The 26,580-nt window shown below is 70.5% G+C and carries 18 protein-coding genes; 7 read left to right on the top strand and 11 right to left on the bottom strand.

Features of this window, described 5'->3' with window-relative positions:
- Window positions 1-15 precede the first annotated feature (15 nt).
- Entirely contained in the window at window positions 16-2,376 is a 2,361-nt protein-coding gene (locus tag J2850_RS17440) for an Orn/Lys/Arg family decarboxylase (protein ID WP_209983901.1), read from the bottom strand.
- 60 nt (window positions 2,377-2,436) lie between these two features.
- Complete coding sequence (locus tag J2850_RS17435) at window positions 2,437-3,039, bottom strand: GNAT family N-acetyltransferase (RefSeq protein WP_417281585.1); 603 nt, start codon at window positions 3,037-3,039, stop codon at window positions 2,437-2,439.
- 237 nt (window positions 3,040-3,276) lie between these two features.
- Between J2850_RS17435 and J2850_RS17430 the strand changes: the two genes are divergently transcribed.
- From J2850_RS17430 to J2850_RS17420, 3 genes are all read left to right on the top strand, one after another.
- Window positions 3,277-3,612 carry a DUF1289 domain-containing protein gene (locus tag J2850_RS17430; protein WP_209983897.1) on the top strand — a complete coding sequence of 112 codons (336 nt, stop codon included), beginning with the start codon at window positions 3,277-3,279 and terminating at the stop codon, window positions 3,610-3,612.
- 70 nt (window positions 3,613-3,682) lie between these two features.
- Window positions 3,683-5,788: a hybrid sensor histidine kinase/response regulator gene (locus tag J2850_RS17425; protein ID WP_209983895.1), complete on the top strand. Its 2,106-nt coding sequence runs from the start codon at window positions 3,683-3,685 to the stop codon at window positions 5,786-5,788.
- A 107-nt stretch (window positions 5,789-5,895) separates the two neighbouring features.
- Window positions 5,896-7,782 carry an AI-2E family transporter gene (locus J2850_RS17420; RefSeq protein WP_209983893.1) on the top strand — a complete coding sequence of 629 codons (1,887 nt, stop codon included), beginning with the start codon at window positions 5,896-5,898 and terminating at the stop codon, window positions 7,780-7,782.
- A gap of 32 nt (window positions 7,783-7,814) precedes the next feature.
- On the opposite strand, the gene J2850_RS17415 is transcribed toward J2850_RS17420, so the two are convergent.
- Together J2850_RS17415 and creD are read right to left on the bottom strand one after the other, a co-directional pair.
- Complete coding sequence (locus J2850_RS17415; protein WP_209983891.1) at window positions 7,815-9,239, bottom strand: glycoside hydrolase family 3 N-terminal domain-containing protein; 1,425 nt, start codon at window positions 9,237-9,239, stop codon at window positions 7,815-7,817.
- On the bottom strand, window positions 9,236-10,603 hold the full coding sequence (creD, locus tag J2850_RS17410; RefSeq protein WP_246513155.1) for a cell envelope integrity protein CreD: 1,368 nt from the start codon (window positions 10,601-10,603) through the stop codon (window positions 9,236-9,238). The genes J2850_RS17415 and creD overlap by 4 nt, the downstream gene beginning before the upstream one ends.
- A gap of 137 nt (window positions 10,604-10,740) precedes the next feature.
- On the opposite strand from creD, the gene J2850_RS17405 reads away from it, so the two are divergent.
- The gene (locus J2850_RS17405) at window positions 10,741-11,424 is read left to right on the top strand and encodes a response regulator transcription factor (RefSeq protein ID WP_209983889.1); all 684 of its coding nucleotides are present in this window, start codon (window positions 10,741-10,743) and stop codon (window positions 11,422-11,424) included.
- The gene (locus tag J2850_RS17400) at window positions 11,421-13,070 is read left to right on the top strand and encodes a sensor histidine kinase (protein ID WP_209983887.1); all 1,650 of its coding nucleotides are present in this window, start codon (window positions 11,421-11,423) and stop codon (window positions 13,068-13,070) included. Before J2850_RS17405 ends, J2850_RS17400 begins: the two co-directional genes overlap by 4 nt.
- A gap of 61 nt (window positions 13,071-13,131) precedes the next feature.
- Here J2850_RS17400 and J2850_RS17395 read toward each other — a convergent pair whose 3' ends face one another.
- From J2850_RS17395 to J2850_RS17370, 6 genes are all read right to left on the bottom strand, one after another.
- Entirely contained in the window at window positions 13,132-14,187 is a 1,056-nt protein-coding gene (locus tag J2850_RS17395; protein ID WP_209983885.1) for an MBL fold metallo-hydrolase, read from the bottom strand.
- 143 nt (window positions 14,188-14,330) lie between these two features.
- Complete coding sequence (locus tag J2850_RS17390; RefSeq protein ID WP_209983883.1) at window positions 14,331-15,515, bottom strand: Gfo/Idh/MocA family protein; 1,185 nt, start codon at window positions 15,513-15,515, stop codon at window positions 14,331-14,333.
- Window positions 15,516-15,527: 12 nt separating this feature from the next.
- On the bottom strand, window positions 15,528-16,583 hold the full coding sequence (locus J2850_RS17385; RefSeq protein ID WP_209983881.1) for a sugar phosphate isomerase/epimerase family protein: 1,056 nt from the start codon (window positions 16,581-16,583) through the stop codon (window positions 15,528-15,530).
- Window positions 16,584-16,687: 104 nt separating this feature from the next.
- Entirely contained in the window at window positions 16,688-17,668 is a 981-nt protein-coding gene (locus J2850_RS17380) for a substrate-binding domain-containing protein (RefSeq protein ID WP_209983879.1), read from the bottom strand.
- A 63-nt stretch (window positions 17,669-17,731) separates the two neighbouring features.
- Entirely contained in the window at window positions 17,732-18,745 is a 1,014-nt protein-coding gene (locus J2850_RS17375) for an ABC transporter permease (RefSeq protein ID WP_307354451.1), read from the bottom strand.
- A gap of 7 nt (window positions 18,746-18,752) precedes the next feature.
- Window positions 18,753-20,246, bottom strand: coding sequence for a sugar ABC transporter ATP-binding protein (locus J2850_RS17370; protein ID WP_209983877.1), 1,494 nt, complete (start codon window positions 20,244-20,246; stop codon window positions 18,753-18,755).
- A gap of 268 nt (window positions 20,247-20,514) precedes the next feature.
- On the opposite strand from J2850_RS17370, the gene J2850_RS17365 reads away from it, so the two are divergent.
- Complete coding sequence (locus tag J2850_RS17365; protein WP_209983875.1) at window positions 20,515-21,717, top strand: ROK family protein; 1,203 nt, start codon at window positions 20,515-20,517, stop codon at window positions 21,715-21,717.
- A 120-nt stretch (window positions 21,718-21,837) separates the two neighbouring features.
- Here the strand turns inward: J2850_RS17365 and ptsP are convergent, their stop codons facing one another.
- The gene (ptsP, locus tag J2850_RS17360) at window positions 21,838-24,423 is read right to left on the bottom strand and encodes a phosphoenolpyruvate--protein phosphotransferase (RefSeq protein ID WP_209983873.1); all 2,586 of its coding nucleotides are present in this window, start codon (window positions 24,421-24,423) and stop codon (window positions 21,838-21,840) included.
- Between the two features lie 331 nt (window positions 24,424-24,754).
- On the opposite strand from ptsP, the gene ptsG reads away from it, so the two are divergent.
- A complete protein-coding gene (gene ptsG, locus J2850_RS17355) occupies window positions 24,755-26,572 on the top strand; it encodes a PTS glucose transporter subunit IIBC (protein WP_209983871.1) in 1,818 nt (605 codons plus the stop codon).
- The last annotated feature ends 8 nt before the right edge of the window (window positions 26,573-26,580 follow it).

The raw sequence follows: 26,580 nt of genomic DNA, 5'->3' as shown, positions 1-26,580 counted from the left end.
GTCAGCGCCCCGTCGTCAGGACGTCCGCCGCCGGCCGTCCTCCTCCGCCACCACATAGGTGAAGTAGCGGATGACGCCGTCGGCGCCGCTCTCCCGGTAGAGCCCCTGGATTTCATTGTCGAAGCCGGGGAAGCGGTTGGCGCTTTCCTGGAACACCTTCAGATAGTCGATCATCGGCCGGGCACGCGCGTCCAGCCGCTCGCCCGGAACGATGGTGGCGATGCCGGGCGGATAGACCACCCACAAGGTCGTGGCGATGCGGCCGTCGATCTCGTCGATCGGCAAATAGTCGACGCTGTTGCGCACCAGATGGCGCGTCGCCTCGCGGGGCGGCATCGCCATTTCCGGCAGATGCTCCGGCCGGAAGATGGCGCGCTGCAGTGCGCTGGTGTTCCTCTCGCGGTAGAAGGCGTGCATCTCCGCGCACAGGTCGCGCAGGCGCAGGCCGGCATAGCGGGCACGGCGCTTGGCGACGAACTCCGGAATGACGTCGTCCAGCAGCGCATTGTCGTCATGCAGCCGCTTGAAGGCCACCAGCCCGCTCAGCAGCGTTCCGGCCTTGCTCGATTCCACGCCCGGCGTCAGCAGGAACAGCAGCGAGTTCAGGTCGTTCTTCTCCGGCACGATCCGGTTCTCGCGCAGGTAGGTCGCGACGACCGGTGCCGGAATGCCATGGTCGCCGTAGGCGCCGCCATTGCGGTCGAAGCCGGGGGTCAGCAGGGTCAGCTTGTTGGGATCGGTCATCGCATAGCCTGGCCCCACATGCTGGAAGCCGTGCCAGTCGGCGCCGGGGGCGAATTCCCAATGGCGGACGTCGGTCGCCAGCTCGTCGGTCGGGACCTCCTCCCAGGCGGTCTCCACCCCGTTGCGGGCCACGCGGTCGGGGACGAAGGGATCGAAGAACCAGCGCTTCGCCGGATCGCTCTCGCGCTCGTCGAATTCGCGGCGGATGGCGCGGAGCTTCTTGCGCAGCTCGATGCCAAGCCGGATGGTGTCGTCCCACAGCACCTCGCCCGACCGTCCCTTCATCATCTGCGCGCCGACATCCAGCGACGCGAACAGCGGATAGAAGGGCGAGGTCGAGGCGTGCAGCAGGAAGGTCTCGTTGAAGCGCCGGTGTTCGACCCGCCGGCGCTGGCCCTTGATGTGGCTGTCCTTCACATGGATCTGCGACGCCTGCGAGAAGCTGGCGAGCTGCTTGTGGGTGGACTGTGTGGCGATGATGCCGGGATGACCCGCGTCCAGCCCCTCCAGCCCCATCGCGAAGTGGTCCTTGAACAGCGGGTGGAACTTCAGGAAGCCGGCCCAGGCCTCGTCGAAGAGGATGTAGTCGCAGAGCTTGCCGATCCGCTCCAGCATCATCCGCGCATTGTAGATGGTGCCGTCGTAGCTGCACTGCTGGATGACCGCAGCCCGGAAGGGGCGCTCGCGCTTCCAGGCGTCGGGGTCCTTGACCAGCGGGTTGCGGCGGATGCGCTCGCGGATCGTTTCCTCGTCCAGCGCCCGCGGGTCGATGGGGCCGATCAGGCCGTGGGCGTTGCGTTCGGTCTCCAGGAAGATCGGGATGCCGCCGCCCAGGAACAGGCTGCCATGATGGGCGGCCTTGTGGTTGTTGCGGTCGAACAGCACGAGGTCGTCTTCCGCGACCAGGGCCGACAGCACGACCTTGTTGGAGGCCGAGGTGCCGTTCAGCACGAAATAGGTGCGCTCCGCCCCGAAGATGCGCGCCGCTTCCTTCTGCGCCTGCAGCGCCGGGCCTTCATGGACGAGAAGATCGCCCATTTCCAGCACCGAATTGTCGATGTCGTCGCGGAACACCGCTTCGCCCAGATGCTCCACGAAGATGCGGCCGATCGGGCTGCGGCTGTAGAAGATGCCGCCGTTGTGGCCGGGGCAGGTCCAGAGCTGGTTGCCTTCCTCGGCATAGTCGACCAGCGCGCCGAAGAAGGGGGTCTTCAGCGTGTCGGCATACTGCTTCAGCCGGCTGACCAGGTTCTTTGCGATGAACTCGGGGGTTTCCTCGGCCAGGAAGACGTAGCCGTCGACCTGGTTGAGCACGTCGACCGGGATGTTCTCCAGCCGTTGGCGGCGGACCAGCAGGATGATCGGCATCTCCAGCCCGCGCTGGCGGGCGAAGGCGATCAGCGACGCCTGCTTGCCGTCGGCGCCGCGCTTGCCCCAATCGACCACCATGCAGCCGATGGCGGCGTCGGTGCGGATGGCGAGCTCGGCATCCTCCACCCGGCGGGCGCGCACCACCTCGAATCCCATCCGTTCCACCTCCGACAGGATCTGCTGCAGCCGCATTCCCTCCAGTTCGTCGACCTCGAAGGCGGGGGCGCAGACCAGGATGTTGAAGCGGCGGAAGAAATCCATGCGACGGGCTCCGGTGGACAGGGTGTTGCAGCCGAATGAGGAGGGCGGAGGGGCGGGCGGCTATTCGGCCGCCTGCACGGTGCCGCCCCGATGGTCGTCGGGAAGCTCGCGGTCGGCGGCGCCCAGCGGCCGCTGCAGGAAGATGCTGTCGGTCCATCGCCCGAACTTGAAGCCGACCGCGCGCAGGATGCCCGCGCGCTCGAACCCGCAGCCCTCATGCAGGCGCAGCGACGGCAGGTTGGCACTGTCGACCACGGCGATCATCTGGCGGCAGCCGGCCAGCGTGCAGGCGTCGATCAGCGCCGGCAGCAACAGCCTGCCGATCCCGTGGCCGAGGTGGTCCTTGTGGACGTAGATCGAGTGTTCGACCGTGTAGCGGTAGGCTGGACGCTTGCGGAACGGGGCGGCGTAGGCATAGCCCGCCACAAGCCCGTCGACCTCCGCCACCAGATGCGGCAACCGGCGCTTCAGCATGGCCTTGCGGCGCCGCTTCAGCTCTTCCGGGTGCAGCGGTTCGACGTCGAAGGGGCCGAGGCCGCGCTGGATGTGGTGGCTGTAGATGGCCAGCATCGCCGACACATCCGCCTCCACCGACTGCCGGATGAGGGGCGGGCGGGTGCCCCGCGACGGGGTGGCGGTGGAACCGTCGGCCGCTGTGGCGATGGTCGATGCGGACGGATCGTACACTTGCTGCTTCCCCCAACCGAGCCGGCACGGCTGCGGCATCCGGGCGCAGGCTAGCGCAGCTCCGTGACAGGCATATGACGGCGCGTCGTCCGGGCGGCATGACAAATCTTCGACCCGCCATTGTCCGCAGACCGTCGCGATGCAACATGTCCGTTGGCCGGGGCCGTCGGCGCCGTGGCATCCGGCGTTCGTACGCTGTTCGAATGGCATTTCATGGGCGATAACGACACCAGCAATCCCTGTACCGGCCTGTGCCGCTTCGATGCCGCCGGCACCTGTCGCGGCTGCCTGCGCAGCAAGGCGGAGGCCAAGGGCTGGAAACGGCTGCCGGACAGCGAAAAGGCGGCGATCAACCGTCGCATCCGCGACCGGGTGGCCGCCACGGCACCGCCGGGCACGGGCGCCGGGAAGACCGCTGCAAAGCGCCTGCGCAAGCTCGACAAGAAGATCCGGAAGCTGGAGGCCCGGCTCGCCGCCCTGCGCCGGGAGCGGGAAACGGCCGGGGCGGGTGGCGCCGCCGTGCCGCGGGAGGAGCAGGTTTCCGGCTGACGGACGCTGTGGGCATTTCCTGCGGCCGGCGCTATAGTCGGCGCCTGTCTGCCCCAGGACCACCAGGATCATGTCTCAAAGCCGACCCCTGATCCTGCTGGCGCTGGCGGCGCTCCTGCCGCTGATTCTCCTCTCGGCGCTGCTGGGCGCGGCATGGCTGCACCAGAAGCAGACCGACATGGAGCGGGCGGCCCTCGATCAGGTTCGCCATGCGGCGACCGCGATCGAGCGCGAGCTGGAGGAGCAGGTCGAGACGCTGCTGGTGCTGGCGCAGTCGCCGGTCTTCGATGCGCCGCTGTCCGACCGGCCGCAGGATGCGGCGGCCGTCGCCGATCTGCTGGAACGGGTACGGCGGCAGGTCGGGATCTGGCAGATTTTGTCGGTCAGCGACCCGCAGGGGCAGCGGCTGGTCGACGTGCCGAGGCCGATTGCCGGACGGGCGGGACCGGTGATCGACATGGAGAGCCATGCCCGCGCCGTGGCCGGCAAGACGCCGGCGGTCGGCGGCATCCGCCGCGGTCCCCAGGGCCGGGCGGCCTTCGCCATCCGCGTGCCGGTCCTGCGCGACGGTACGGTCGTTTCCGTCCTCTCCGCGGTGGTCTCGCCCGATACCATCAACCGGCTGCTGCGCGACAACGTGCCGGAGGGCTGGCGCGGGTCGGTCGCGGACTCCGAGGGCCGCCTTGCGGCGCGGACCTTCGGCGATCCATCGCTGATCGCCCAGCCGGCCAGCGCCAACGTGCAGGCGGCGCGGGCGCGGGGCGGCGAAGGGCTGTTCGAGGGCGCCAGCGTCGATGGCGAGCTTCTGGCCGGCGGTTTCCGCATGCTGCCGGGCTGGAACTGGTCGGTGCAGGTCACGATGCCGATCGCCGAGTATTATGCGCCGCTCCGCACGGCGCAGTGGATCCTGGCGATCGGCGTGCTGGCCAGCCTGGCCTTGGCCGGCGGCTTCCTGGTCTTGCTGGTGCGGGAGGCCGAGGCCCGCCGGCGGGTGGAGGCGGCGCAGGAGAGCGGCCGCAGGATGGAGGCGCTGGGCCGCATGACCGGCGGCGTGGCGCATGACTTCAACAACCTGCTGATGATCGCCCAGAGCGGGGCGGAGGCCATCAAGCGCCGGGCCGGCGATCCCGAACGCGTGGCCGCCTATGCGGACTCGATCATCACCGCCGTCCAGCGCGGGGCAGCCCTGACGCGGCAACTGCTGGCCTTCGCGCGCCGAAGCCCGCAGGCGCCCCGTCTTTTCCGCCTGCAGGAGCGCGCCGCCGACCTGCTGCCGCTGCTGGAACGCTCGGCCAGGGCCGACATCGCCACCAGCCTGACGGTGCCTGACGACCTCTGGCCGGTCTTCGCCGACCCGGACGCGCTGGAGGTGGCGCTGGTCAATCTCGTCGTGAACGCCCGCGACGCCATGCCCGGCGGTGGCCGGCTGGCGGTGGGGGCTGCGAACGTGGTGCTCACGGGCAGGCGCGGCGATCCCGCGGGGCTCAGCGGCGAGCATGTGGCGATCGGCGTGTGCGACAGCGGCACCGGCATCGCGCCGGAGGATCTGGACCGCATCTTCGAGCCCTTCTACACCACCAAGCCTGTCGATCGCGGCACCGGCCTGGGGCTCAGCCAGGTCCTCGGCTTCGCCAAGCAGTCGGGCGGGGCGGTGTCCGTCGAAAGCCGGGTGGGGGCCGGCACCACGGTGACCCTCTATCTGCCGCGGGCCTCCGGCAAGCCGGACGGCGCCGGGGACCAGGGGACGGGCACGGTCGCGGTGGAGCCCGGCGGCGGCGCCGACGGCGTGGCGGGCATCGCGGTGCTGCTGGTGGAGGACGATCCCGAGGTGGCCGACGGCGTCACGGCGATCCTGGCGGATGCCGGGTGCAATGTCGTCCATGCCGCAAGCGGAGCCGCGGCGCTGGAGCGCTTCGAGCAGGCAGGACCCTTCGACGCCGTGCTGTCGGACATCATGCTGGCCGGCGGACCGTCGGGCCTGGATCTGGTGCCGCTGTTCCGGAAGCGGTGCCCCGGCCTGCCAATGGTGCTGATGACAGGCTACAGGCAGACACCGGCCGGCGGCCTGCCTGAAGGGGTGAGCATTCTCGACAAGCCGGTCGCCCGGGCCGACCTGATCGGGGCCCTGCGCATGGCCGTCACCGCGTCCCGTGCCGTCGCCGCCGCGCGGAGCTGACCGGCAGGAACAAGGGTGACGGTGCGGCCAGGGTCGAGCTTGCGGAACGGGAGGCATACGGCGGTGTTCATGTTGGGCATTCTCCATACAGGAAGGCCCGACCGACCATGGCCGAGGACACCGCCCGCCAGCTCCAGGCACGTCCCATCGCGGTGGCGCCGGCCGCCCCGACAGTTCCGACCCAGACGATCCTGCTGATCATCACCCTCATCGTCGCCACGCTGTATCTGGCGGCCGACATCCTGATGCCGCTGGCGCTGGCGGTGCTGCTCAGCTTCGTGCTCAGTCCCATTGTCCGCCGGCTGGAGCGCTGGCGGCTGGGGCGCATACCGTCGGTGCTGGCGGTCGTCGTGCTGCTGTTCATGGCCATCATCGGCTTCGGCGCGGTGGTCGGCAACCAGCTCGGCGATCTGGCGGACAACCTTCCGACTTACCAGCGCAACATCCACACCAAGATGGAATCGCTGCGCCGGGCCAGTCAGTCCGCCGGTGACCGCGGCGTGATCAAGCAGGCGACCGACGCGTTCCACGACCTGAGGCAGGAGCTGGAGCGCGTCACCGGCAACGACCAGCCGCCCTCTGCCGCGGCCTCCGCACCCTCGGGCGAACCGCCCCCCCGCGAGCCGGTGCCGGTGCGCATCGACCAGTCCAGCACCGGCTTGTTCGACCTCGTGCGCGAGGTGCTGGGTCCGGCCCTGACGCCGGTGGCCACCGCCGGCCTCGTGCTGGTCTTCGCCATCTTCATGCTTCTGCAGCGCGAGGACCTGCGCGACCGCATGATCCGCCTGGCCGGGTCGGGCGACCTCAGCCGCACCACGGAGGCGATGAACGACGCAGGCGAGCGGGTCAGCCGCTACCTGCTGATGCAGGTGGTGGTCAACGTCACCTACGGCCTGCCGATCGGCATCGGGCTCTGGCTCCTCGGCGTGCCCAACCCGCTCCTGTGGGGATTGCTGGCGACGGTGCTGCGCTTCATTCCGTTCCTCGGGCCGGTGATCGCATCGGCGTTCCCGATCCTGCTGTCCTTCGCCGTCGATACCGGCTGGACTCTGCCGCTGCTGTGCATCGCGCTGTTCATCGCGGTGGAGCTGTTTTCCAACAACGTGGTCGAGCCATGGCTCTACGGCTCGGCCACCGGCCTGTCCTCGCTGGCGATCATCGTCGCCGCTGTGGTGTGGACCACCCTGTGGGGGCCGGTGGGGCTGTTGCTGTCGACGCCGCTGACCGTCTGTCTGGTGGTGCTCGGCCGTCACGTGCCGCAGCTCCATTTCCTGGAGGTGATGCTCGGCGACCGGCCGGTCCTGCCGGACGAGGCCAAGGTCTATCAGCGGCTGCTCGCCCGCGACCCCGCCGAGGCGACCGAGGTTGCGGAGGAGCGGCTTGAGCAGGGCACGCCGGTGGAAATGGTCGACACCCTGCTTCTGCCCGCCCTGTCGCTGGCCGAGCAGGAGCGCCAGCGGCGGTCGCTGAACCCGGACGGCCGGCTGGCGGTGGCGGAGGGGATGGAGGCGCTGCTGGACGAGCTCGGCGAACACCGGGACCTTGCCGGGAAGGCGCCCTGCGTCCTCTGCGTCGGCGCCCGCAACAACCTGGACGAGGCGGCGGCCCATTTGCTGGCATACGTGCTGGCCGGGCGGGGCGTGCACGCCGATGCCATCCCCTGCGAAATGGCGTCGAGCCGGACGATCGCCAGCCTGGGCACCGCGGGGATCGACGCCATCGCCGTCTCCTCGCTGAACCCGGCGGCGCTCAACCATGCCCGGCGGCTGGTGCGTCGGCTGCGGCTGCATTTCGGCCACAGGATCCCGATCCTGCTCTGCCTGTGGAGCGCCCATCCCGAGGCCGAGGTCCCTGCAAGGGCGGGCGCCGAAAGCGAAGCGGACGGCATCGCCACCAACATGGCCGGCGCCCTGTCGCGCCTGGAGGCCCTGGGCGTGAAAGGGGTGGAGGTCCGGGCGGTGGAGGAGCCCGGCGGGGCGCAGCCCGCCGCGTAGCGGACGGCCCCGCGCAGCATCACCGCATGCCGTCACCTGATCGCGCGCGGCGTCGCCGGGGAATCCGCGACACCGGCCGCCAGCGCGGCGCGGATGTCCGGCCGCTCCTGCGAGTTCCGGCTGGTCAGGCCAGGCTGCCCGGACTCCAGCAGGCGTTCGCGGCTTGCCGCCAGCATGCCCTGGTCGAGCTCGCCGCGTTTGCCCGCCTCCACCGCACAGGCCATGGCGCGGTAGAAATGGCTGCCGTCGAGCGCGAGCAGCAGAAGGTCGACGCCGGCGTTGAGCGCCTCGACGACCGCCCGGCACAGGCCATACTGATAGACCGGCGTCATCAGCATGTCGTCGGTGACGATCAGGCCGCCGAAACCCCAATCCCGGCGGATCACCCCGTCCACCAGCCGCCGCGAATGGGAGGCCGGCCGATCGGGATCGACGGCCGAGACGACGGCGTGGCCGAGCATCAGAAGCGTCTGCGGCTCGGCAGCCAGCACGCGGCGGAAGGGGTGCCAGTCGGTCGCTTCCAGCACCTCGCGCGATTCGCCGATGGCGGTGCGGAAATGGTGGGTGTCGCGCTCCGCCCGGCCCAGGCCGGGGAAGTGCTTGGCGGTCGGCCGCAAGCCGGCGTCGACGATCCCCTCGGCGTAGGCGGAGGCGACCTCGGCCACCACCTCCGGATCGTCGGAGATGGCCCGCTGCGCGATGAGGCTGTGGAAGTCCAGCGGATCGGGCGGACGGTCGCGGCGCAGGTCGAGGACCGGCGCGAAATTGACGGTCACGCCGATCGAGTCCAGATCCCGCCCGTGTGCAAGGCCGAGCGCGCGCGCCGCGGCCCGGCGCTCGGCGGGCGGCAGGTCGGCCAAAGCCGACGGGGCCGGCCGATGGGCAAGCCAGGGCGACAGCCGGGACACGATGCCACCCTCCTGATCGGCGGCCACCAGCAGGGGCGGCAGGCCGGCCCGCCGCCGGATGTCCTGCAGATGGGCGATCTCCGCGCGCAGCATCGCGGCGGCTCCGTCGCCCTGTCGGCCGGACAGATTGTGCCTGGATACGAACACGCCGCCGATCAGCCCGCGGGCCGCCAGCGTTTCGACCTCCTCGACCCGCCGGTAGCCGACGATGAAGTGCCGCCCCAGCTCGACCGCCAGCGGATCCCCCATCGACAGGACCTGCGCCTTGCGGAGCTGGAACACGGCCTCCGCGCCCATCGTGCAGAGGGGTACCGCCAGCCAGAGCAGCGCCAGCACCGGCCGCCGCCCCAGGCCTGCCCGCCCCAGGCCCGCCTGCCGCAGGACCAGAAGGCCGCACAATCCGGCCGCCACGATCAGCGGCAGCGACCAGCCCTTGGCGGGGAACATGTAGGGATCGTGGATGTTGGCGCCGGCGAGGGCGAGCAGCAGGCCGCCTCCCCACCAGGCGCTCGCCCGCAGGGCGCGGCCACACCATGCGACGGCTCTCACGCTTCCTCTCCCTGCCAGTCCACGCGCTGGGTGACGGCCATGATGGCCGACAGGACCAGGAACAGCGCGATCGTGCCCACCAGCAGCGAGTAGTTTTCCAGGCCGAGGAGCAGGTGGAGGAAGCCGAACAGGCTCGCCAGCGCTGTCGCGAAGACCAGGGTCGGCCCGATGCGCCGGGTGACGGCCCAGGTGTAGGCCGTCGCTTGGACCAGGACGAGCGCCGCGCTGATCCAGTAGCCGGCGACATAGCCGAGCGGTTCGGCGAAGGACACCAGCAGAAGGGCGAACAGCGTCATCGACAGCCCGACCAGCCCATATTGCACGATGTGGATGCGCACGCCGGCGAGAAGCTCGAACAGCGCGTAGACCGTGAAGGACAGGACGACGAACAGGCTCGCGTATTTCGATGCCCGGTTGATCATCCGGTAGGTGGGGACCGCCTCCAGCAGCTCCACGCCGGCAGTGGCGAGATATTGGGGTTCAAGCGAGTCCATGAGCGTGGCGTCGGACCGCAGCGGCGGCCTGGAATAGTCGGAGAGGTTCCAGCGCGCCTCGAAGGCGTCGGCGGTCACGGTCGGATCCGACGGCAGCGCGGTGCCGACGAAGCTCGGCGTCGGCCATGGCGCCCGGATGACCGCCGTGGCCTGCCTGCTGTCGAGGAGCTGACGGAAGGCCCCGGTGCCGCGCAGCGTCACCGTCGCCTGGAATTTCATCTCCGCGTTCGCGGCGGGTGCGGCCCTGATCGTCGGACGGGCGGTGAGCGAGGCGCCCCAGCAGTCTTCGGTGCGGGCGACCACCTCCTGGCAGCCCCGCCAGGGAATGGACTCGCCGTTCCAGACCATGTGGTCCTCCGCCGTCATGCCGGCGAGGCCCGACACCTGAAGCAGGACGATGCCGTCCTCCCAGGCGATGGAGCCGCCGCGGCCGACGAGCTTTTCAAGGCTGGTCGCGGACGGGGCGGCGAATGTTCCGGTCATCTCCAGGGAGGCGGTATAGACGGTCGCGGAGAACAGGCCACGCTTCTTGCGCTCGGGCGTCAGGGTCGCCTGGGTGGCCAGCGTCGCCGGCGCGATCTTCAGGTAGCCGCGGGTCTTGCCGTCGGCGGCGAGATAGGGAACCGCCAGGAGCGGCGTCTGCACGGTCTGCTCGGGACTCCAGCTCCGCATCAGCTCCTCCTGCATTTCGGCCTGCCGTTCGGTGCGCTCGCCGATGATCAAGGAAACCGGCAGGCCGGCGATCAGCGTCGCCACCAGAAGCAGGACCACCTGCAGCAGCTTGGTGGACCGGCGGCCCCGGCTTGCGGGTGGGGAGGCAGCGGGCGGGGCGACGGGAGGGGCGGGTGGTGGCGCGGGCGGCACGGTCATTCGGACTCTCCACGACGGGATGGCGGACAGGCCCACAGCGTGGCGGCCCGGCATGCCGTGGCGATGACGCCGCCGTGCAGACGGGAAGGAATCTCCGTGCAGAACTTGTGCAGATTATCGGGTAGGGTTGCGGTGCCATGACCAAGATCCTGCTGATCGACGACGATCCCCATATCCGCGACATCGTCCGCTTCGCCCTGGCGCGGGAAGGCTTCGCCGTGATCGAGGCGGGGGACGGCGTCCAAGGGCTGGCGCTGGCCCAAAACGAGTCCCCCGACCTGATCCTGCTGGACATCGGCATGCCCGAGATGGACGGCACCGAGGTCTGCCGCCGGCTGCGCCGGGACAGCCGGGTTCCCATCATCTTCCTGTCGTCGCGCGACGACGAGATCGACCGGATCCTCGGCCTCGAACTGGGCGGCGACGACTACGTCACCAAGCCCTTCTCGCCGCGCGAGCTGACGGCGCGGATCAAGGCGGTGCTGCGCCGGACGGTCCCGCCGGAGCCGGCGGCCCCGGACCCGGTCCTCCGCCACAACCGCCTGCGCCTGGATCCGGAGGGCGTGCGCGCCTACTGGGACGAGACGGAGGTGGTGCTGACCGCCACCGAGTTCGGCCTCCTGCGCACCCTTGCCGACCGGCCGGGGAAGGTGTTCAGCCGCGACGCCCTGATGGACGGCGCCTACGCCACCGAACGCTATGTGGCCGACCGCACCGTGGACAGCCATATCCGCCGCGTCCGCGCCAAGTTCCAGGCGGTGGGCGGCGCCCCGGTCGAAACCGTGCATGGGCTGGGCTACAAGCTGTCGGACTGCCGATGAGGCCGCCGTTCGGACGGCGTCCGTCGATCGGCGCCGTGTTGCTGGGGATGACGGTGGCGGCGCTGGTGCTGCCGCTCAGCGGCCTGTGGATCCTGCGCCTTTACGAGAGCGCCCTGATCCGCCAGACGGAATCGGAGCTGATCGCCCAGGCCGGCGTGGTCGCCGCCTTCTACCGCGACGCCTGGCGGCGGGCCGGCGGAAAGCCGGAGGCGCTCGGCCCGCCGGTCGATCCGGCCTGGACGCGCCCGCCGGGCTTCGACCCGCCCTGGACGCCGCGGTTCGCCAGCCTCGACCTGGCCGAGGATCCGGTCCTGCCCCCCGCCCCCGATCCGGTTCCGGCGATGGCGACGGAGTTCGCTGCCGCCATCGCCGGATCGACGCTCGCCCCCATCCTGCGCGAAGCGCAGAGGACCACCCTGGCGGGCATGAGGGTCACCGATCACCAGGGCGTGGTCGTCGCCAGCACCGGCGAGGAGATGGGCCTGTCCCTGGCGCGGCAGGAGGAGGTCCGCCGCGCCCTGGCCGGCGAGGCCGCCAGCGTCCTGCGCGAGCGCATGGGGCATGAGCGCACCGGTCAGGAGCGCACCGCCCAGGACCGTACTGCCCAGGACCGCATGGGCTATGGGGCCGGGCGGGACAGCCAGACCGTTCCGGACCGCAGCCGGTCGGTGCGGGTCTTCACCGCCCAGCCGGTGCTCGACGCCGGGCGCGTCGTCGGCGTGGTGGTGCTGTCGCGCACGCCGCGCAGCCTTGCCGACACGCTCTACGGCAAGCGCTGGCCCTTGGCCGGGCTGGCGTTGCTGCTGCTCCTGTCGGTCGGGGTCCTGGCGCGGCTGGGGACGGTCGCCATCGCCCGCCCGCTCCGCGCGGTCACCGCTCTGGCCAAGCGCACCGCCGACGGCGAAAGGGGCGTGATGGTCCCGCTGCCGCGCCCGGTGGTGCGTGAGGTCGCCGAACTGTCGGATGCGCTGGCCCGGATGGCGAGGACGCTGGAGGAGCGCGCCGACTATATCCGCGACTTCGCCGCCCACGTCTCACACGAGTTCAAGACGCCGCTGACCACCATCCGCGGCACCGTCGAGCTGCTGCGCGACCACCTGGACAGCATGCCCCCCGCGGACCGCGACCGCTTCCTCGCCAACATGGACGCCGAGGCCGAGCGCCTGTCCCGCCTCGTCCGCCGCCTGCTGGAGCTGGCCCGTGCCGACGTGATGACCGTGACGGACGACGCGGCCACGGACGCCGTGCCGGTCGCCGCCCGCCTGGCCGACCGCCATGGCGCGGACGCGTCGCTGCCGGCGTCGCTGCCGGTCGCCATGGAGCGGGAGGCTTTGGAAAGCGTCCTGGCGAACCTGATCGAGAACGCGCGGAACCATGCCGGCGCGGCCGCCCGGGTGACCGTCACCCTGAAGGCCGAGGGCGAGCGCGCGATCCTGCAAGTTGCGGACGACGGGCCGGGCATCTCGCCGGCGAATGCCGATCTCGTCTTCGTCCCTTTCTTCACCACCGCGCGCGACCGCAGCGGCACCGGCCTCGGCCTCACCATCGCGCGGGGGCTGGTCGAGGCCCATGGCGGCAGCATCGCCCTGCTGCCCTCGGACCGCGGAGCCCTGTTCGAGGTCACCCTGCGCCGGGTCCGGCGATAGCGCTGCTCACGACGGAGCAGGGGGTGTGGACGGCGCAGGATTGCGGTCGACGCCGGACCGCTCAGCGATCGCCCCGAAGGCCCGTCGACCAGACCTGGCCCGGGCGCATGGGCAGGAAGCGGTCGGGGGCGATCTGGCGGGAGGCCAGGGCGTCGGTGAGATCGATCGCCGGCTGCTCGACGCCCTCGTCGGTCAACTGGAAGGTTCCCCAGTGGTAGCCGAGCGCCTGGGCGGCGCCGAGCAGGGTGAACGCCTGCACGGCGTCCTCCGGATTCATGTGCTGCCCCTTCATGAACCAGCGCGGCGCATAGGCGCCGATCGGCAGCAGGGCGAGATCGATCGGGGCGAAGCGATCGGCGGTGCGGGCGAAGTGCCGGCCGCCGCCGAACCCGGTGTCACCGGCGAAATAGAGGGTCCGGCCCCCGACGGCGATCACGAAGGCCCCCCATAGGGCGCGGTTGCGGTCGCGCGTGCCCCGCGCCGACCAATGGTGGGCGGGCTCGATCGACACGACGGCCTCAGGCCCGAGAGCGATGCCGTCGCCCCAGTCGGCGGTTTCCACCACGATGTCCGGAAAGCGTCCGTTGACCACCGCATCGTTGCCGAGCGGCATGATGAAGCGCGGCCGGTCGCGGCGCCACAGCGCGGCAAGCGTGGCGAGGTCGAGGTGGTCGTAGTGATTGTGGCTGACCAGGACCACGTCGATCGGCGGCAGATGGTCGATGGCGATCCCGGGCGGGTTGTAGCGGCGCGGCCCGGCCCAGGTGAACGGGCTGGCGCGCTCGGACCACACCGGATCGGTCAGGATGTTGAGCCCGCCCGCCTGGATCAGGAAGCTCGCATGGCCGACGAAGGCGACGCGCAGCCCGCCGTCGACCCGTTGCGGCGGCCGGTCTGGGGGGAAAGGGCTCGGCACCCGATCGGGCCAGCGCTCGCGCCGGCTGCTGAACTGCCAGCGCAGGACGTCGAGGAAGCCCTTCGGCCCCTCGCCGTCGGGATTGAAGAACGAGGTGCCGTCGAAATGGTCGGTGCGCGGGCCGGCATAGTAGCCGGCCTGCCGGTCGCGCTTGCCGGGAAGCGCCGCCGAATCACGGCGATCTGGTGAGGTCTTGGGCATGGGCGACCGCGGGATGGGGGCGGGAAGGGCTGTCCGGCCGGGGCTCCGCCCGGCCGGCGAGGCATGCAGATGGGCGTGCATGCCGTCCGTCTCAACCCCCGGAGGCACGCCGTCATTCCGGAAAAGGGCGGCCGCCTCTTCGCTCAATGTCCCGCCATATCCACCCAGGCGGCGTCGCGGCCGCTCGATTCCACCGCGGCATGGATGAAGCGCACGCCGCGCAGGCCGTCCTCCACCGTCGGCAGCGGGACTGCGGGCGTCTGCCGGCCGTCCAGCCGGGCGTCGATCAGGTCGGCGGCATCGCGGTAGATCTGGGCGAAGCCCTCCAGATAGCCTTCCGGATGGCCTGCCGGTAGGCGCGAGATGCCGCTCGCCGCCGGCAGGCTGCCGGGACCGTTGCGCAGGAGGGTGCGCGGCGGCTCGCCCAGCGGGGTGAAGCGCAGCTCGTTGGGCTGCTCCTGCTGCCAGTCCAGACCGCCGGCCTCGCCGAACACCCGCAGCCGCAGGCCGTTGGTGGTGCCGGGACAGACCTGGCTTGCCCACAGCATGCCGCGGGCACCCGACCCGAAGCGCAGAAGGATGTGGGCGTTGTCGTCAAGCCGGCGGCCGGGCACGAAGGTGCCGAGATCGGCGGCGAGCGCCGTGCAACGCAGCCCGGTGACGAACTCGGCGAGGTGGAAGGCGTGAGTGCCGATATCGCCGACGCAGCCGGCGATGCCGCTGCGCGCCGGATCGGTGCGCCACGCCGCCTGCTTCTGCCCGCTTTCCTCCACCGCCGTCGCCAGCCAGTCCTGGGCGTATTCGACCTGGACCACCCGCAGCCGGCCCAGCATGCCGGCCTCGACCATCGCGCGTGCCTGCCGGATCATCGGGTAGCCGCTGTAATTGTGCGTCAGCACGAAGACGAGGCCGCGCTCGCGCACCAGTGCCGCCAGCTCCTCAGCCTCGGCGGCCGTGTTGACCATCGGCTTGTCGCAGATGACGTGGATGCCGGCCTCCAGGAAGGCCTTGGCCGCCGGGAAATGCAGGTGGTTGGGGGTGACGATCGCCACCGCGTCGATGCCGTCCGGCCGCGCCGCCTCCGCTACGGCCATGGCGCGGAAGTCGTCGTAGCAGCGGTCCGGCGCCAGGAACAGCTCGGCCCCGCTGGCCCGTGCCCGCTCCGGGTCGGAGGACAGCGCGCCGGCGACCAGCTCGTAGCGGTCGTCCAGCCGGGCGGCGATGCGGTGGACGGCGCCGATGAAGGCGCCCTGGCCGCCGCCGACCATGCCGAGCCGCAGCCGCCGGCCCGACGAGGGACCGGGGGAGGAGGGATGATCCGGACTCATGATGCCCCTTTCTTACGCCAGCCCGAGAATGCGGCGGTTGGCGGCCTCGTCGGTGCCGGCGTCGGCGAAGTCGTCGAAGGCGCGGTCGGTGACGCGGATGATGTGGTCGGCGATGAAGCGGGCACCCTCGGCCGCTCCCTGCTCGGGATGCTTGAGGCAGCATTCCCATTCGAGCACCGCCCAGCCGTCGAAGCCGTACTGCGTCAGCTTGGAGAAGATGCCGCGGAAATCGACCTGCCCGTCGCCCAGCGAGCGGAAGCGTCCGGCCCGGTCCTGCCACGGCGCATAGCCGGAGTAGACGCCCTGGAGGGGGCTGGGGTTGAACTCTGCGTCCTTGGCGTGGAACATGCGGATGCGGTCGTGGAAGACGTCGATGTAGCCGAGATAGTCGAGCTGCTGCAGGACGAAGTGGCTGGGGTCGAACAGGATGTTGCAGCGCTTGTGTCCGCCGACCCGGTCGAGGAACATCGAGAAGGTGGTGCCGTCGAACAGGTCCTCGCCGGGGTGGATCTCGTAGCAGAGATCGCAGCCGGCCTCGTCGAAGGCATCGAGGATCGGGCGCCAACGCTTGGCCAGTTCGTCGAAGGCGGTCTCGATCAGCCCGGGCGGGCGCTGCGGCCAGGGATAGAGGTAGGGCCAGGCGAGCGCGCCGGAGAAGGTGGCGTGCGCCGTCAGCCCCAGGTTCGCCGAGGCCTTCGCGCCGAGATGCAACTGCTCCACCGCCCATGCTTGCCGCGCTGCCGGCTTCCCGTGCAGTTCCGGCGGGGCGAAGCCGTCGAACAGGGAGTCGTAGGCCGGGTGCACGGCCACGAGCTGGCCCTGGAGGTGGGTCGACAGCTCGGTCAGCTCGACGCCGGCATCGGCCAGGATGCCCTTCACCTCGTCGCAATAGGCCTTGCTGGAGGCCGCCTTCTCCAGGTCGAACAGGCGGCGGTCCCAGCTCGGGATCTGCACGCCCTTGAAGCCCAGTTCGGCGGCCCAGCGGGCGATGCCGTCGAGGTTGTCGAAGGGGGCTGCGTCGCCGGCGAACTGGGCGAGGAAGATCGCCGGGCCTTTGATGGTCTTCATGGGTTTGGCTCCCTGACGGGGAGAGGTGCCGGATCGGTGATGCGGCGGCGGTTCTCCCCCGCGGGAGCGGGGGAGAACCGAGGTGGGGCCTAACGCGCCCGGACTCAGTACGGCGAATCCGGGAAGTAGAATTCCTTCGCGTTCTCCTTGGTGATCAGCGACGACGGGATGATGTGGGTCGCCGGCAGCTTCTCGCCCTTCAGCCGCGCCTCGGCGGTCAGCTTGATGGCGTCGTAGATGAATTTCGGCGAGTAGGAGACGTCGGCCTGGATCAGCGGGTTGGAGCCGTCGAGGATGGTCTTCACCATCACCTTCGAGCCGGCGCCGCCGAACACCTCCTTGACGTCGGTGCGCTTGGCCTGGTCGATCGCCTTCAGCACGCCGATGGCCATGTCGTCGTCAGCCGCCCAGATGACGTCGATGTCCTTGAAGCGGGTCAGGAAGTCCTGCGTGACCTTGAAGGCGTCGTCGCGGTTCCAGTTGGCGTATTTGGCGTCGAGGATCTTGATGTCCGGATGCTTCGACATCACCGCGGTGAAGGCGTCCCAGCGCTCGTTGTCGAGCGTGGTCGGAATGCCGCGCAGGGCGACGACGTTGGCCTTGCCGTTGTACTTCTTGGCGATGTATTCGGCGGGAATGCGGCCGAAGGCGGTGTTGTCGCCGGCGATGTAGGCGTCCTGGGCGTTGGGATCGGTCAGGCCGCGGTCGACCACCGTGACGTAGACGTTCTTCTTCTTGGCCTGCACCACCGGCTGGGTCAGGGCGGCGGACTCGAACGGGAAGATCACCAGCGAGTCGATCTTGGTCACCGTCACCAGATCCTGGAGCTGGTTGGCCTGCTCCGGCGCGTTGCTGGCGGTCTTGACGGTGATCTTCAGGTTCGGGTGGGCCTTCTCCAGCTCCTTCTTCGCCTCGTTCGCCCACCAGACGATGCCGCCGGTGAAGCCGTGGGTGGCGGCCGGGATGCTGACGCCCAGCTTCACCGGGTCGGCCGCCAGGACGGCTCCGCCGAAACCGGCGGCCATGGCCACCGCCAGACCGGTGCCGAGCAGGACGCGCCGGCTGAAACGCGCAACTTCCGACATGACGTTTCTCCTCCGAATGTTCTTATGGGGAAGGCTGTTCGAACTGTGCCCTTGCAGGCCGGCTCAGGGGCGGCGGCGCTGCAGGAAGGCGACGGCGATGATCACGCAGCCCTGGACCGCCGCGTTGAGGTAGACGCTGATGATGCTGGTCAGGTTGAGGATGTTGCTGATGACCGACAGCAGCACCGCGCCGACCACCGTGCCGGCGACCCGCCCCTCGCCGCCCTTGAAGGAGGTGCCGCCGACGATCACCGCGGCGATCGCCTCCAGCTCCCACAGGATGCCGGTGGTGGGGGAGGCGGAGCCGAGCCGCGGGACGTAGAGCAACGTCGCGATGCCGACGCAGACGCCGAGCAGGCCGTAGGTCAGGACCTTCACGCGGTCGACCTCGACCGCGGCGAAGCGCGCCACCTGCTCGTTGGAGCCGATGGCCTGGACATAGCGGCCGAAGGCGGTTCGGTTCAACAGCAGCGCGCCGGCCAGCGCCACCAGCAGGAAGATCCAGACCGGCACCGGCACGCCCAGCAGACTGCCGTAATAGACCGGCCCGTAGGCGTCCGACAGGTCGCCGTCCAGCGTGATGGCGCCGCCGTCGGCCAGCCAGGTCAGCACCGCGCGGAAGATGCCGAGCGTGCCCAGCGTCACGATGAAGGGCTCGATCCGCCCGCGGGTGATGAGCAGGCCGTGCGCCAGGCCGAAGCCGCCGCCGAGCAGCAGCGCGAACAGCATGCCCAGCCCCACCACCGCCACCGGCGAGGCGAGCAGCGGTTGCAGCGCGTTCATCGCCAGGATCATGGCGCCGGCGATCAGCGCCGCCATCGACCCGACCGACAGGTCGATGCCGCCGGAGATGATGACGAAGCACATGCCGATCGAGATGATCCCGATGAAGGCGGTGCGGGTCAGCACGTTCATCAGGTTGTCCCAGGTCGCGAAATCCGGGTTCAGCGCCGTGCCGACGACCAGCAGCAGGATCAGCCCGATCACCGGCCCGAAGCGGTGGGGGTCGAACCGGCCGGCCGCCGAACGGCCGGCACCCTTGGCCGGCGCGGCGCCGCCGTTTCGCGCTTCCGGCACGGGAGCGTCAGGGACGGGTGTGGGTGCCGATGGCATGGGCAATCAACTCCTCTTCGCTGAGCCGTTCGGCTGGCACGGTCGCGGTCACCCTGCGGCCGCGCATCACGATCACCCGGTGGCAGAGACCGATCAGTTCGATGAGTTCGGACGAGATCACGACGACGCCCCGCCCTTCGGCGGCCAGCCGCGCGATCAGGAAATAGATGTCCCGCTTGGCGCCGACATCGACGCCGCGGGTCGGCTCGTCAAGAACGAAGACGCGCGGGTCGGGCTCCAGGAACTTGGCGATGGCCAGCTTCTGCTGGTTGCCGCCGGACAGCGAGGCCGCGACGCCCCGCGGGTCGCCGCGGATGCCGAAGGCGGCGACGGCATGCTCGAGCGCCTTCTCCTCGGAGGCGGGCGACAGCAGGGGCTGCGCGTGGTGGCGCAGCGTCATCAGGGTCAGGTTGTCGCGCAGGCCCATGCGGACGTGCAACCCCTTGCCCTTGCGGTCCTCACTCAGATAGGTCAGGCCGTTGCGCATGGCCTCGCGCGGGCTGCGCAGCCGGACCGGGCGGCCGTCGATCTCAATGGTGCCGGCGCTGCGCGGGCGCAGGCCCAGGATGCCTTCGAACAGTTCGGTGCGGCCGGCGCCGACCAGGCCGGCGAAGCCCAGGATTTCGCCGGGGCGAAGGTCGAAGCCGACATCCTCGGCCCAGCCGGGGACCGTGACGCCGCGTACCGCCAGCAGCGGGCGCCCGGCCGGCGGAGGGTCGCGCTTTTCCGGGAACATGTCGGTCAGGTCGCGGCCGACCATCAGCGTCGCCATGCGGGCGCGCGGCGTCCCGGCCGTGGGGGCGCGCGTGATGAAGCGGCCGTCGCGCATCACGATCACCTCGTCGGTGATGCGCTCGACCTCGTCCAGCTTGTGGGAGATGTAGACGATGGTGACGCCGTCCCGCCGCAGCCGGCCGATCAGGCCGAACAGCCGCTCGCACTCCGACGGGGTCAGGCTGGCGGTGGGTTCGTCCATGATCAGCAGCCGCGCGTTGCGGAGCTGTGCCTTGGCGATCTCGACGAGCTGCTTCTCGGCGACGATCAGGTCGCGGACCTTGGTGTCGGGATCGCCCTCGAAGCCGACCTGGCGCAACGCCTCGGCCGCGCGCTCCCGCATCCGGCGCTCGTCGAGCAGCCAGCCGCGACGCAACTCGTGCCCCAGGAACATGTTCTGGGTCACCGTCAGGTCGTCGGCGAGGTTCAGTTCCTGGTGGATCAGCACGATGCCGCGTGTCTCGGCGTCGCGCGAGTTGCGGAAGCGGGCCGGCTGGCCGTCGATCAGCAGGGTGCCGGCGGTGGGAGCGTGGTAGCCGGCCAGGATCTTCATCAGCGTCGACTTGCCGGCGCCGTTCTCGCCCAGCAGCCCGTACACGCGGCCGGGATGCAGGTCGAAGCCAACACCGTGCAGGACGCGCACGGCGCCGAATTCCTTGACGATTCCGTCGAAGGCGATGTGCAGGCTCATGGCGCCGCATTCCGCAGCGCCCACCGCACCGATCGCACCGCGACCGGACGAAGGACACCGTCCATGACGTTTCTCCCACTGCGAAGACTGTCGCCTCGGGAGATGCCGGAGCTTGGCCGCCGTCTCTCGCCATCGCAGCTTCGTTCGTTACCCCGATGATAGGAGCCTCCCTTTGAACAGACAATGTTCAACTTCGGACATAATTTGGCAAAAGTGGGCGGGCATGCTATGGAAGGGTGATGGGGGCCGGGAGAGGACCGGGAGCAAGATGGTGGACTGGCATCACCTGTCGGACGGGGAGCGGGCCCTGCTGGAACGTCTGTTCTGGACGGGCGGGCTGTCGCGCGGCGACCTGGCGGCGTCGGTCGACTTCTCCAAGAGCAAGGCCAACATGGCGATCGCCAGCCTGCTCGGCCGCGAATTGATCGAGGAGGGCGGGGTGCAGCCGTCCACCGGCGGCCGGCGGCCGGAGCTGTTGCGGCTGAGCCACGGGATGGGGGTTCTGGCGGCGATCGACATCGGTGCCACCAGCATCGACGTTGCGCTGCTCGCTCCCGACATGACGCTGATCGACCACCGGTCGGAGGCCGCCGACGTCCATGCCGGTGCCCCGCTGGTGTTCGCACGCGTGCGAAATTTGCTGCGGCAGATGCGGGAACGCCACGATATCGCGGCGGGGCGCGTCCTCGGCATCGGGGTCGGCGTTCCCGGTCCGGTGGCCTTCGACAGCGGCATGCTGGTCAACCCGCCGCTGCTGCCGGGGTGGGAGACCTTCTCGATCCGCGATTGCCTGGCGGAGGAGTATGCGGCCCCGGTCTTCGTCGACAACGACGTGAACATCATGGCGCTCGGCACCCATTGGCGCCTGCGCGGCCAGCTACGGAACTTCCTGGTCATCAAGATCGGCACCGGCATCGGCTGCGGCATCATCTGCCACGGCGCCGTCTATCGCGGCACCGACGGGTCGGCCGGTGACGTCGGCCATATCTGCGTCGATCCCCATGGTCCGCTCTGCCATTGCGGCAATGCCGGCTGCGTCGAGGCGATGGCGGCCGGCCCGGCCATCGCCCGCATGGCGGAGGCGGCGGCGCACGCCGGAGAAAGCGCGCTGCTGAAGGAACTGCTCGACCGCAACGGCGTGCTGAGCCCGATGGATCTCGGCAACGCCAGCCGGGCCGGCGACGCCGCCGCCAACGCCATCGTCCAGCAGGCCGGCGGCTGGATCGGCCGCATGCTGGCGGCGGTGGTGAACTTCTTCAACCCGTCGCACATCTTCATCGGCGGCGGCGTCGCCAAGGTCGGGCCGCTCTTCCTGGCCTCCATCCGGCAGAGCGTCTATCAGCGGTCGCTGGCGCTTTCCACCCGCCACCTCGACATCCAGTATGTGCCGCAGGTCGAGAGCGCCGGCGTCATCGGCGCCGGGGTGATGGCGGTCCAGGAAACCATGCTGGCCGGGCCTGAGCGCCGCTGACGAGCGCCGCTGACGCCCCCTGCTGCGCGAATGTCGCGACACGCTATATCCGCGCAGCAGGGGGCTTTCCCGCAGGGACGGGGAGGGGGCCGTTCGCCGTTCCGTTCCGGAACGGCCGGGTCAGCGTGCCGGCCAGGCCTCCGCCGCCAGGCGGCGAACCTCATCGGCGCTGTCGGCGGCGAGGGCCTGCTCGGCGACGCGGCGGCAGTCCTCCAGGCGCAGGGTGCGGATGAACGCCTTCAGGTCGGCGATCACCGCCGGCGTCGCCGACAGCTCTGTCACGCCGAGACCGATCAGCAGCGGGGCCGCCATCGGGTCGGAGGCGGAGCCGCCGCACACCGCCACCATCCGGCCGAGCCCGGCGGCCCCCGCCACCGTCTGGCGGATCAGCCGGAGGACCCCCGGATGCAGGGCGTCGAGCTGGGCCGCGACATGCGGGTTGCCGCGGTCCATCGCCAGCACATACTGCGTGAGGTCGTTGGTGCCGATCGACAGGAAGTCGGCGGCCACGCTGATGCGGTCGGCGGTCAGGGCGGCGGCCGGCACCTCGATCATGGCGCCCAGTTCGATCGGTTCCGGCCGGCCGAGCGCCGCCCGTTCCTCGTCGACCATGGCACGCACCGCCTGGAGCTCCGACGGCGAGGTGATCATCGGCACCATGATGCGGCAGACGCCGGCCGGCCTCACCCGCAGGATGGCGCGGATCTGCGTGCGCAGCAGCCCGGGCTCGCGCAAGCCCACCCGGACGCCGCGCAGGCCGAGCACCGGGTTCTCCTCCTTCGGCAGGGGCAGGTAGGACAGGGGCTTGTCGCCGCCGACGTCGAGCGTGCGGATGATCACCGGCCGCCCGCCCATCGCGTCGGCGATCTGCTGGTACTGCTGGTACTGCTCCTCCTCGGTCGGCGCCGACTGGCGCTCCAGGAACAGGAATTCGGTGCGCAGCAGGCCGCAGCCCTCCGCCCCCTCGGCCACGGCGGGGGCGGCGTCGCCGACCCGCCCCAGGTTGGCGAACACCTCGATCCGCGTGCCGTCGGCCATGCGGCAGACCTCGCCCGCCGTCCGGCGGTTCTCCTCGCGGCGGGCGGCGCGGGCGGCGACCGCGTTGCGGGTGGCGGACAGCGCCGCGTCGGGCGGGAAGACATGGAGTTCGCCGCGGTTGCCGTCGATCACCACCGGGGCGCCGTCAGGAACCCGTTCGGCCTGCCGGCCGAGCGCGACCACGGTCGGCAGGCCCAGCGCCGCCGCCAGGATGACGGCGTGCGACGTCGGTCCGCCATGGGCCATGCCAATCCCGGCCAGCCGCCCGGCCGGGACGCCGGCCAGCTCGGAGGGGAGGATTTCGTCGGCCAGCACGATGCTGCCCTCCGGAAGGCCGGCCAGCCCGACGCTCGGCGCCTCGCCCGACAGGGCGGCCAGCACCTGCTGTTCGAGGTCGCGCAGGTCGGCGGCCCGCTCGGCCATCCGCGGATCGGGCAGGGCGGCCAGCGTGTCGGCCTGCTGTCGGGCGGCACGCTGCCAAGCCCACTCGGCGCTCTTGCCGGCGCCGATGTCGGCGAGGGCTCCGTCCAGCAGTTCCGGGTCGTCCAGCAGCTCGCGGTGCGCCTGGAAGATGGCGGCATGCTCCGGCATCCGCTGGGCGGAATCGGTGAGGCCGGCGACGATGCGGTCGAGCGCCTGGCGCAGCCGCGGCTCCTCCACCGCGGCGCCGGCGCCCTGCTCCTCGACCCGCGCCACGCGCCGGAAGCGGCGGACGACGCTGCCGACCGCCTGTCCGGGGACGGCGATGGTGCCCTTCAGAAGCACCTCCTCGCCGGCGGTGAAGGGGGGGCCGATCTCCTCCTCGGCCGCGGTCGGGGCAACAGGTGCTGCCGTCGCCGCCGTCGCCGGATGGGCCGGCGGCGCCCCGGCGCCCTCCACCAGCGGGTCGCCGAGGCCGGAGTCGATCAGCGCGACGATGGACTCGACCACGCCGCGGGCGCCGGGTCCCTCGGCGCGGACCGTCAGCTCGTCGCCCAGCACGGTGCCGAGCCCCATCAGCGCGACCACGCTCTTGGCATTGGCGTTCCGGCCGCGGCACTGGATGGCGACGGGGCCGGAATGCGCCTTCGCCGCGGCGACCAGCGCGGCGGCCGGGCGTGCGTGTAGGCCGTGGGCGATGCGGAGCGGAACCGTGCATTGCGCCGACTCCGCCGTGGCGGCCCCCGGCGAAGAGAGGACGACGGCGGCATCGGCGGGAGCGCCGGCCGCACCGCCGCCGCTGACGGTCATCGCCGGCTCGCCGGCCGCGATCTCGCGATTGACCGACTGGCCGTCGACGGTGAAGCCGTCGTTCACCACCACCATCATGCTGACGAGGCTCTGCGCGCGGCTGCCGACCAGATCCATGTCGAAGCTGATCAGCGGATCGCCGACCTTCACGGCCTGGCCGTCCTGGACATGGGCGGTGAAGCCCTCACCTTTGAGCCCGACGGTGTCGACCCCCAGATGCAGCAGCACCTCGGCGCCACTGGCGGCGCGGACGGTACAGGCATGGCGGGCGCGATGGACCGACAGCACGACGCCGTCGCAGGGGCTGCGCAGCTCGTTCGCGGTGGGGTCGATGGCCATGCCGACGCCGACCAGCCCCTGTGAGAAGGCGGGGTCCGGCACTTCCTGGAGGGGCATGGCCCAGCCGGAGAGCGGTGCGGCAAGCGTGATCGCGGTCATGATTGCTGGTCCTCATTCCTGGCGGTTTGGGCCCGGTGGCGTCGCGGCCGTCCAACGGACGCGATCGTCTCATGGCTGCCGCATTGCAGCGTATGTGCGCAGACGCCGCATGGTTCAAGCGCAATTCGCGATATAGATTAACCGAAGATCCTGTCGGGAAAAGGCGGGGACCTGCGGCCAATCCGCGCCCCCGGTGGCGCTTTGGGGATAAGCCGCAAGTCCCGCCGGCCAAATCTGTCGTCCATGTCTTGCAACCTGCGACAGGGTCGGGCTGTATTCCCGTCAAGGGCGGCGACGGAACCGCCGCCGGGCAAATTGCGGGAGATCCGCCATGGCACTGGACCCATTTGCGTTCCTACAGAAAATCGGCAAGTCGCTGATGCTGCCGGTGGCGGTGCTGCCGGTGGCCGGCCTGCTGCTGGGCATCGGCGCGGCCAACTTCGAGTGGATGCCGCCGCTGCTGTCGATGCTGATGAAGAACTCCGGCGACGTGATCTTCGGCAACCTGCCGCTGATCTTCGCCATCGGGGTGGCGCTGGGCTTCACAGAGAATGACGGCGTGTCGGCCATCGCCGCCACCATCGGCTACATCGTGATGCTGGCGACGCTCGGCGTCATGGCCGGGGTGTGGGGCCTGGAGCCCAAGCCGATCATGGGCATCAAATCCATGGAGACCGGGGTGTTCGGCGGCATCCTGGCCGGCGGCCTGGCCGCGGCCATGTTCAACCGCTTCTACAAGATCGCGCTGCCGGCCTATCTCGGCTTCTTCGCCGGCAAGCGGTTCGTGCCGATCATCACCGCACTCGCCGCCATCGTGCTGGGCGGCCTGCTGTCGGTTGTCTGGCCGCCGGTCCAGGAGGGCATCAACAGCTTCTCGCGCTGGGCGGCGGTCGGCGACCCGCGCCTGGCGGCGACCATCTACGGCTTCGTCGAACGCCTGCTGATCCCCTTCGGCCTGCACCATATCTGGAACGTGCCCTTCTTCTTCGAGATCGGGTCCTTCCAGACCGCGGCCGGCCAGGTCGTGCACGGCGACATCAACCGCTACTTCGCCGGCGACCCGACCGCCGGCATCCTGTCCGGCGCCTTCCTGTTCAAGATGTTCGGCCTGCCGGCCGCCGCCATCGCCATGTGGCACGCCGCCAAGCCGGAGAACCGGGTGCGGGTCGGCGGCATCATGATCTCCGCGGCGCTGACCTCCTTCCTGACCGGCATCACCGAGCCGATCGAGTTCTCCTTCCTCTTCCTGGCGCCGGTGCTCTACCTGATCCATGCCGTGCTGGCGGCGAGCTCGCAGTTCATCATGAACTCGCTCGGTGCGCACATGGGATTCACCTTTTCGCAGGGCGGCATCGACTTCGTCCTGTTCAACGTGCTCAGCCCCTATTCGCAGAAGTGGTGGCTGGTGCTGATCCTCGGACCGGCCTACGCGGCGATCTACTATGTGGTGTTCCGCTACACCATCCAGGCGCTGAACCTCAAGACCCCCGGCCGCGAGGACACGGCGGAGGGCGCCACCGGCGCCACCGGCGGCAGCGAGCGGGCGCGCGACCTCGTCCTGGCCTTCGGCGGGCGGGGCAACATCGCGAACCTGGACGCCTGCATCACCCGCCTGCGCGTGGTGGTGCGGGACCCCGCCCGCGTCGACGAGGGCCGGCTGCGCGGCATGGGCGCCTCGGGCGTGCTCAGGGTGCGCGACAGCGTGCAGGCCGTGTTCGGCACCTTGTCGGAGAATCTGAAGACCGAGATGCAGGAGTATCTCCGCAGCGCTGGTGCGGAGGCCGACGGGCCGTCCGCCGCGCCCGTTCCGGCCGCTGCGGCCACGCCGGGAGGCGCGTCCGCCGGTCTGTCCGCGGCGTCCTCCGCGGCTTCTCCGGACCGGCAATCCGATCGTGCCGCCCCCGGCATCGCCCAAGCCCTCGGCGGGGCCGGCAACATCAAGGACCTCGCCGCCTTCGCCACCACCCGCCTGCGGGTGGAGCTGGCCGATGCGGCCAAGTCGGACGGTGCGGCACTGAAGCGGGCCGGTGTGCGCGCGGTGATGGGGCTCGGGGCGAACGGCCTCGACCTGATCGTCGGCAACGACGCCGGCGCCCTGGCCGAAGCGCTCAACCGGCTTCGCCACACCGGCCGGCGCGCCGCGGAGTAGCGAACCCT

The organism is Azospirillum picis (genome assembly GCF_017876115.1).
GTDB classification, from domain to species: Bacteria; Pseudomonadota; Alphaproteobacteria; order Azospirillales; family Azospirillaceae; genus Azospirillum; species Azospirillum picis.
Note: the sequence above shows the minus strand (reverse complement) of the source record. Positions and strands in the feature narration are given on the sequence as shown.

Coding starts and splice junctions, on each gene's coding strand:
- J2850_RS17400 (WP_209983887.1), top strand. CDS start 11,421: ATGAGGCCGCCGTTCGGACGGCGTCCGTCGATCGGCGCCGTGTTGCTG.
- J2850_RS17370 (WP_209983877.1), bottom strand. CDS start 20,246: ATGAGCCTGCACATCGCCTTCGACGGAATCGTCAAGGAATTCGGCGCC.
- J2850_RS17405 (WP_209983889.1), top strand. CDS start 10,741: ATGACCAAGATCCTGCTGATCGACGACGATCCCCATATCCGCGACATC.
- J2850_RS17385 (WP_209983881.1), bottom strand. CDS start 16,583: ATGAAGACCATCAAAGGCCCGGCGATCTTCCTCGCCCAGTTCGCCGGC.
- ptsP (WP_209983873.1), bottom strand. CDS start 24,423: ATGACCGCGATCACGCTTGCCGCACCGCTCTCCGGCTGGGCCATGCCC.
- J2850_RS17430 (WP_209983897.1), top strand. CDS start 3,277: ATGGGCGATAACGACACCAGCAATCCCTGTACCGGCCTGTGCCGCTTC.
- J2850_RS17440 (WP_209983901.1), bottom strand. CDS start 2,376: ATGGATTTCTTCCGCCGCTTCAACATCCTGGTCTGCGCCCCCGCCTTC.
- creD (WP_246513155.1), bottom strand. CDS start 10,603: ATGACCGTGCCGCCCGCGCCACCACCCGCCCCTCCCGTCGCCCCGCCC.
- ptsG (WP_209983871.1), top strand. CDS start 24,755: ATGGCACTGGACCCATTTGCGTTCCTACAGAAAATCGGCAAGTCGCTG.
- J2850_RS17395 (WP_209983885.1), bottom strand. CDS start 14,187: ATGCCCAAGACCTCACCAGATCGCCGTGATTCGGCGGCGCTTCCCGGC.
- J2850_RS17380 (WP_209983879.1), bottom strand. CDS start 17,668: ATGTCGGAAGTTGCGCGTTTCAGCCGGCGCGTCCTGCTCGGCACCGGT.
- J2850_RS17390 (WP_209983883.1), bottom strand. CDS start 15,515: ATGAGTCCGGATCATCCCTCCTCCCCCGGTCCCTCGTCGGGCCGGCGG.
- J2850_RS17420 (WP_209983893.1), top strand. CDS start 5,896: ATGGCCGAGGACACCGCCCGCCAGCTCCAGGCACGTCCCATCGCGGTG.
- J2850_RS17365 (WP_209983875.1), top strand. CDS start 20,515: ATGGTGGACTGGCATCACCTGTCGGACGGGGAGCGGGCCCTGCTGGAA.
- J2850_RS17425 (WP_209983895.1), top strand. CDS start 3,683: ATGTCTCAAAGCCGACCCCTGATCCTGCTGGCGCTGGCGGCGCTCCTG.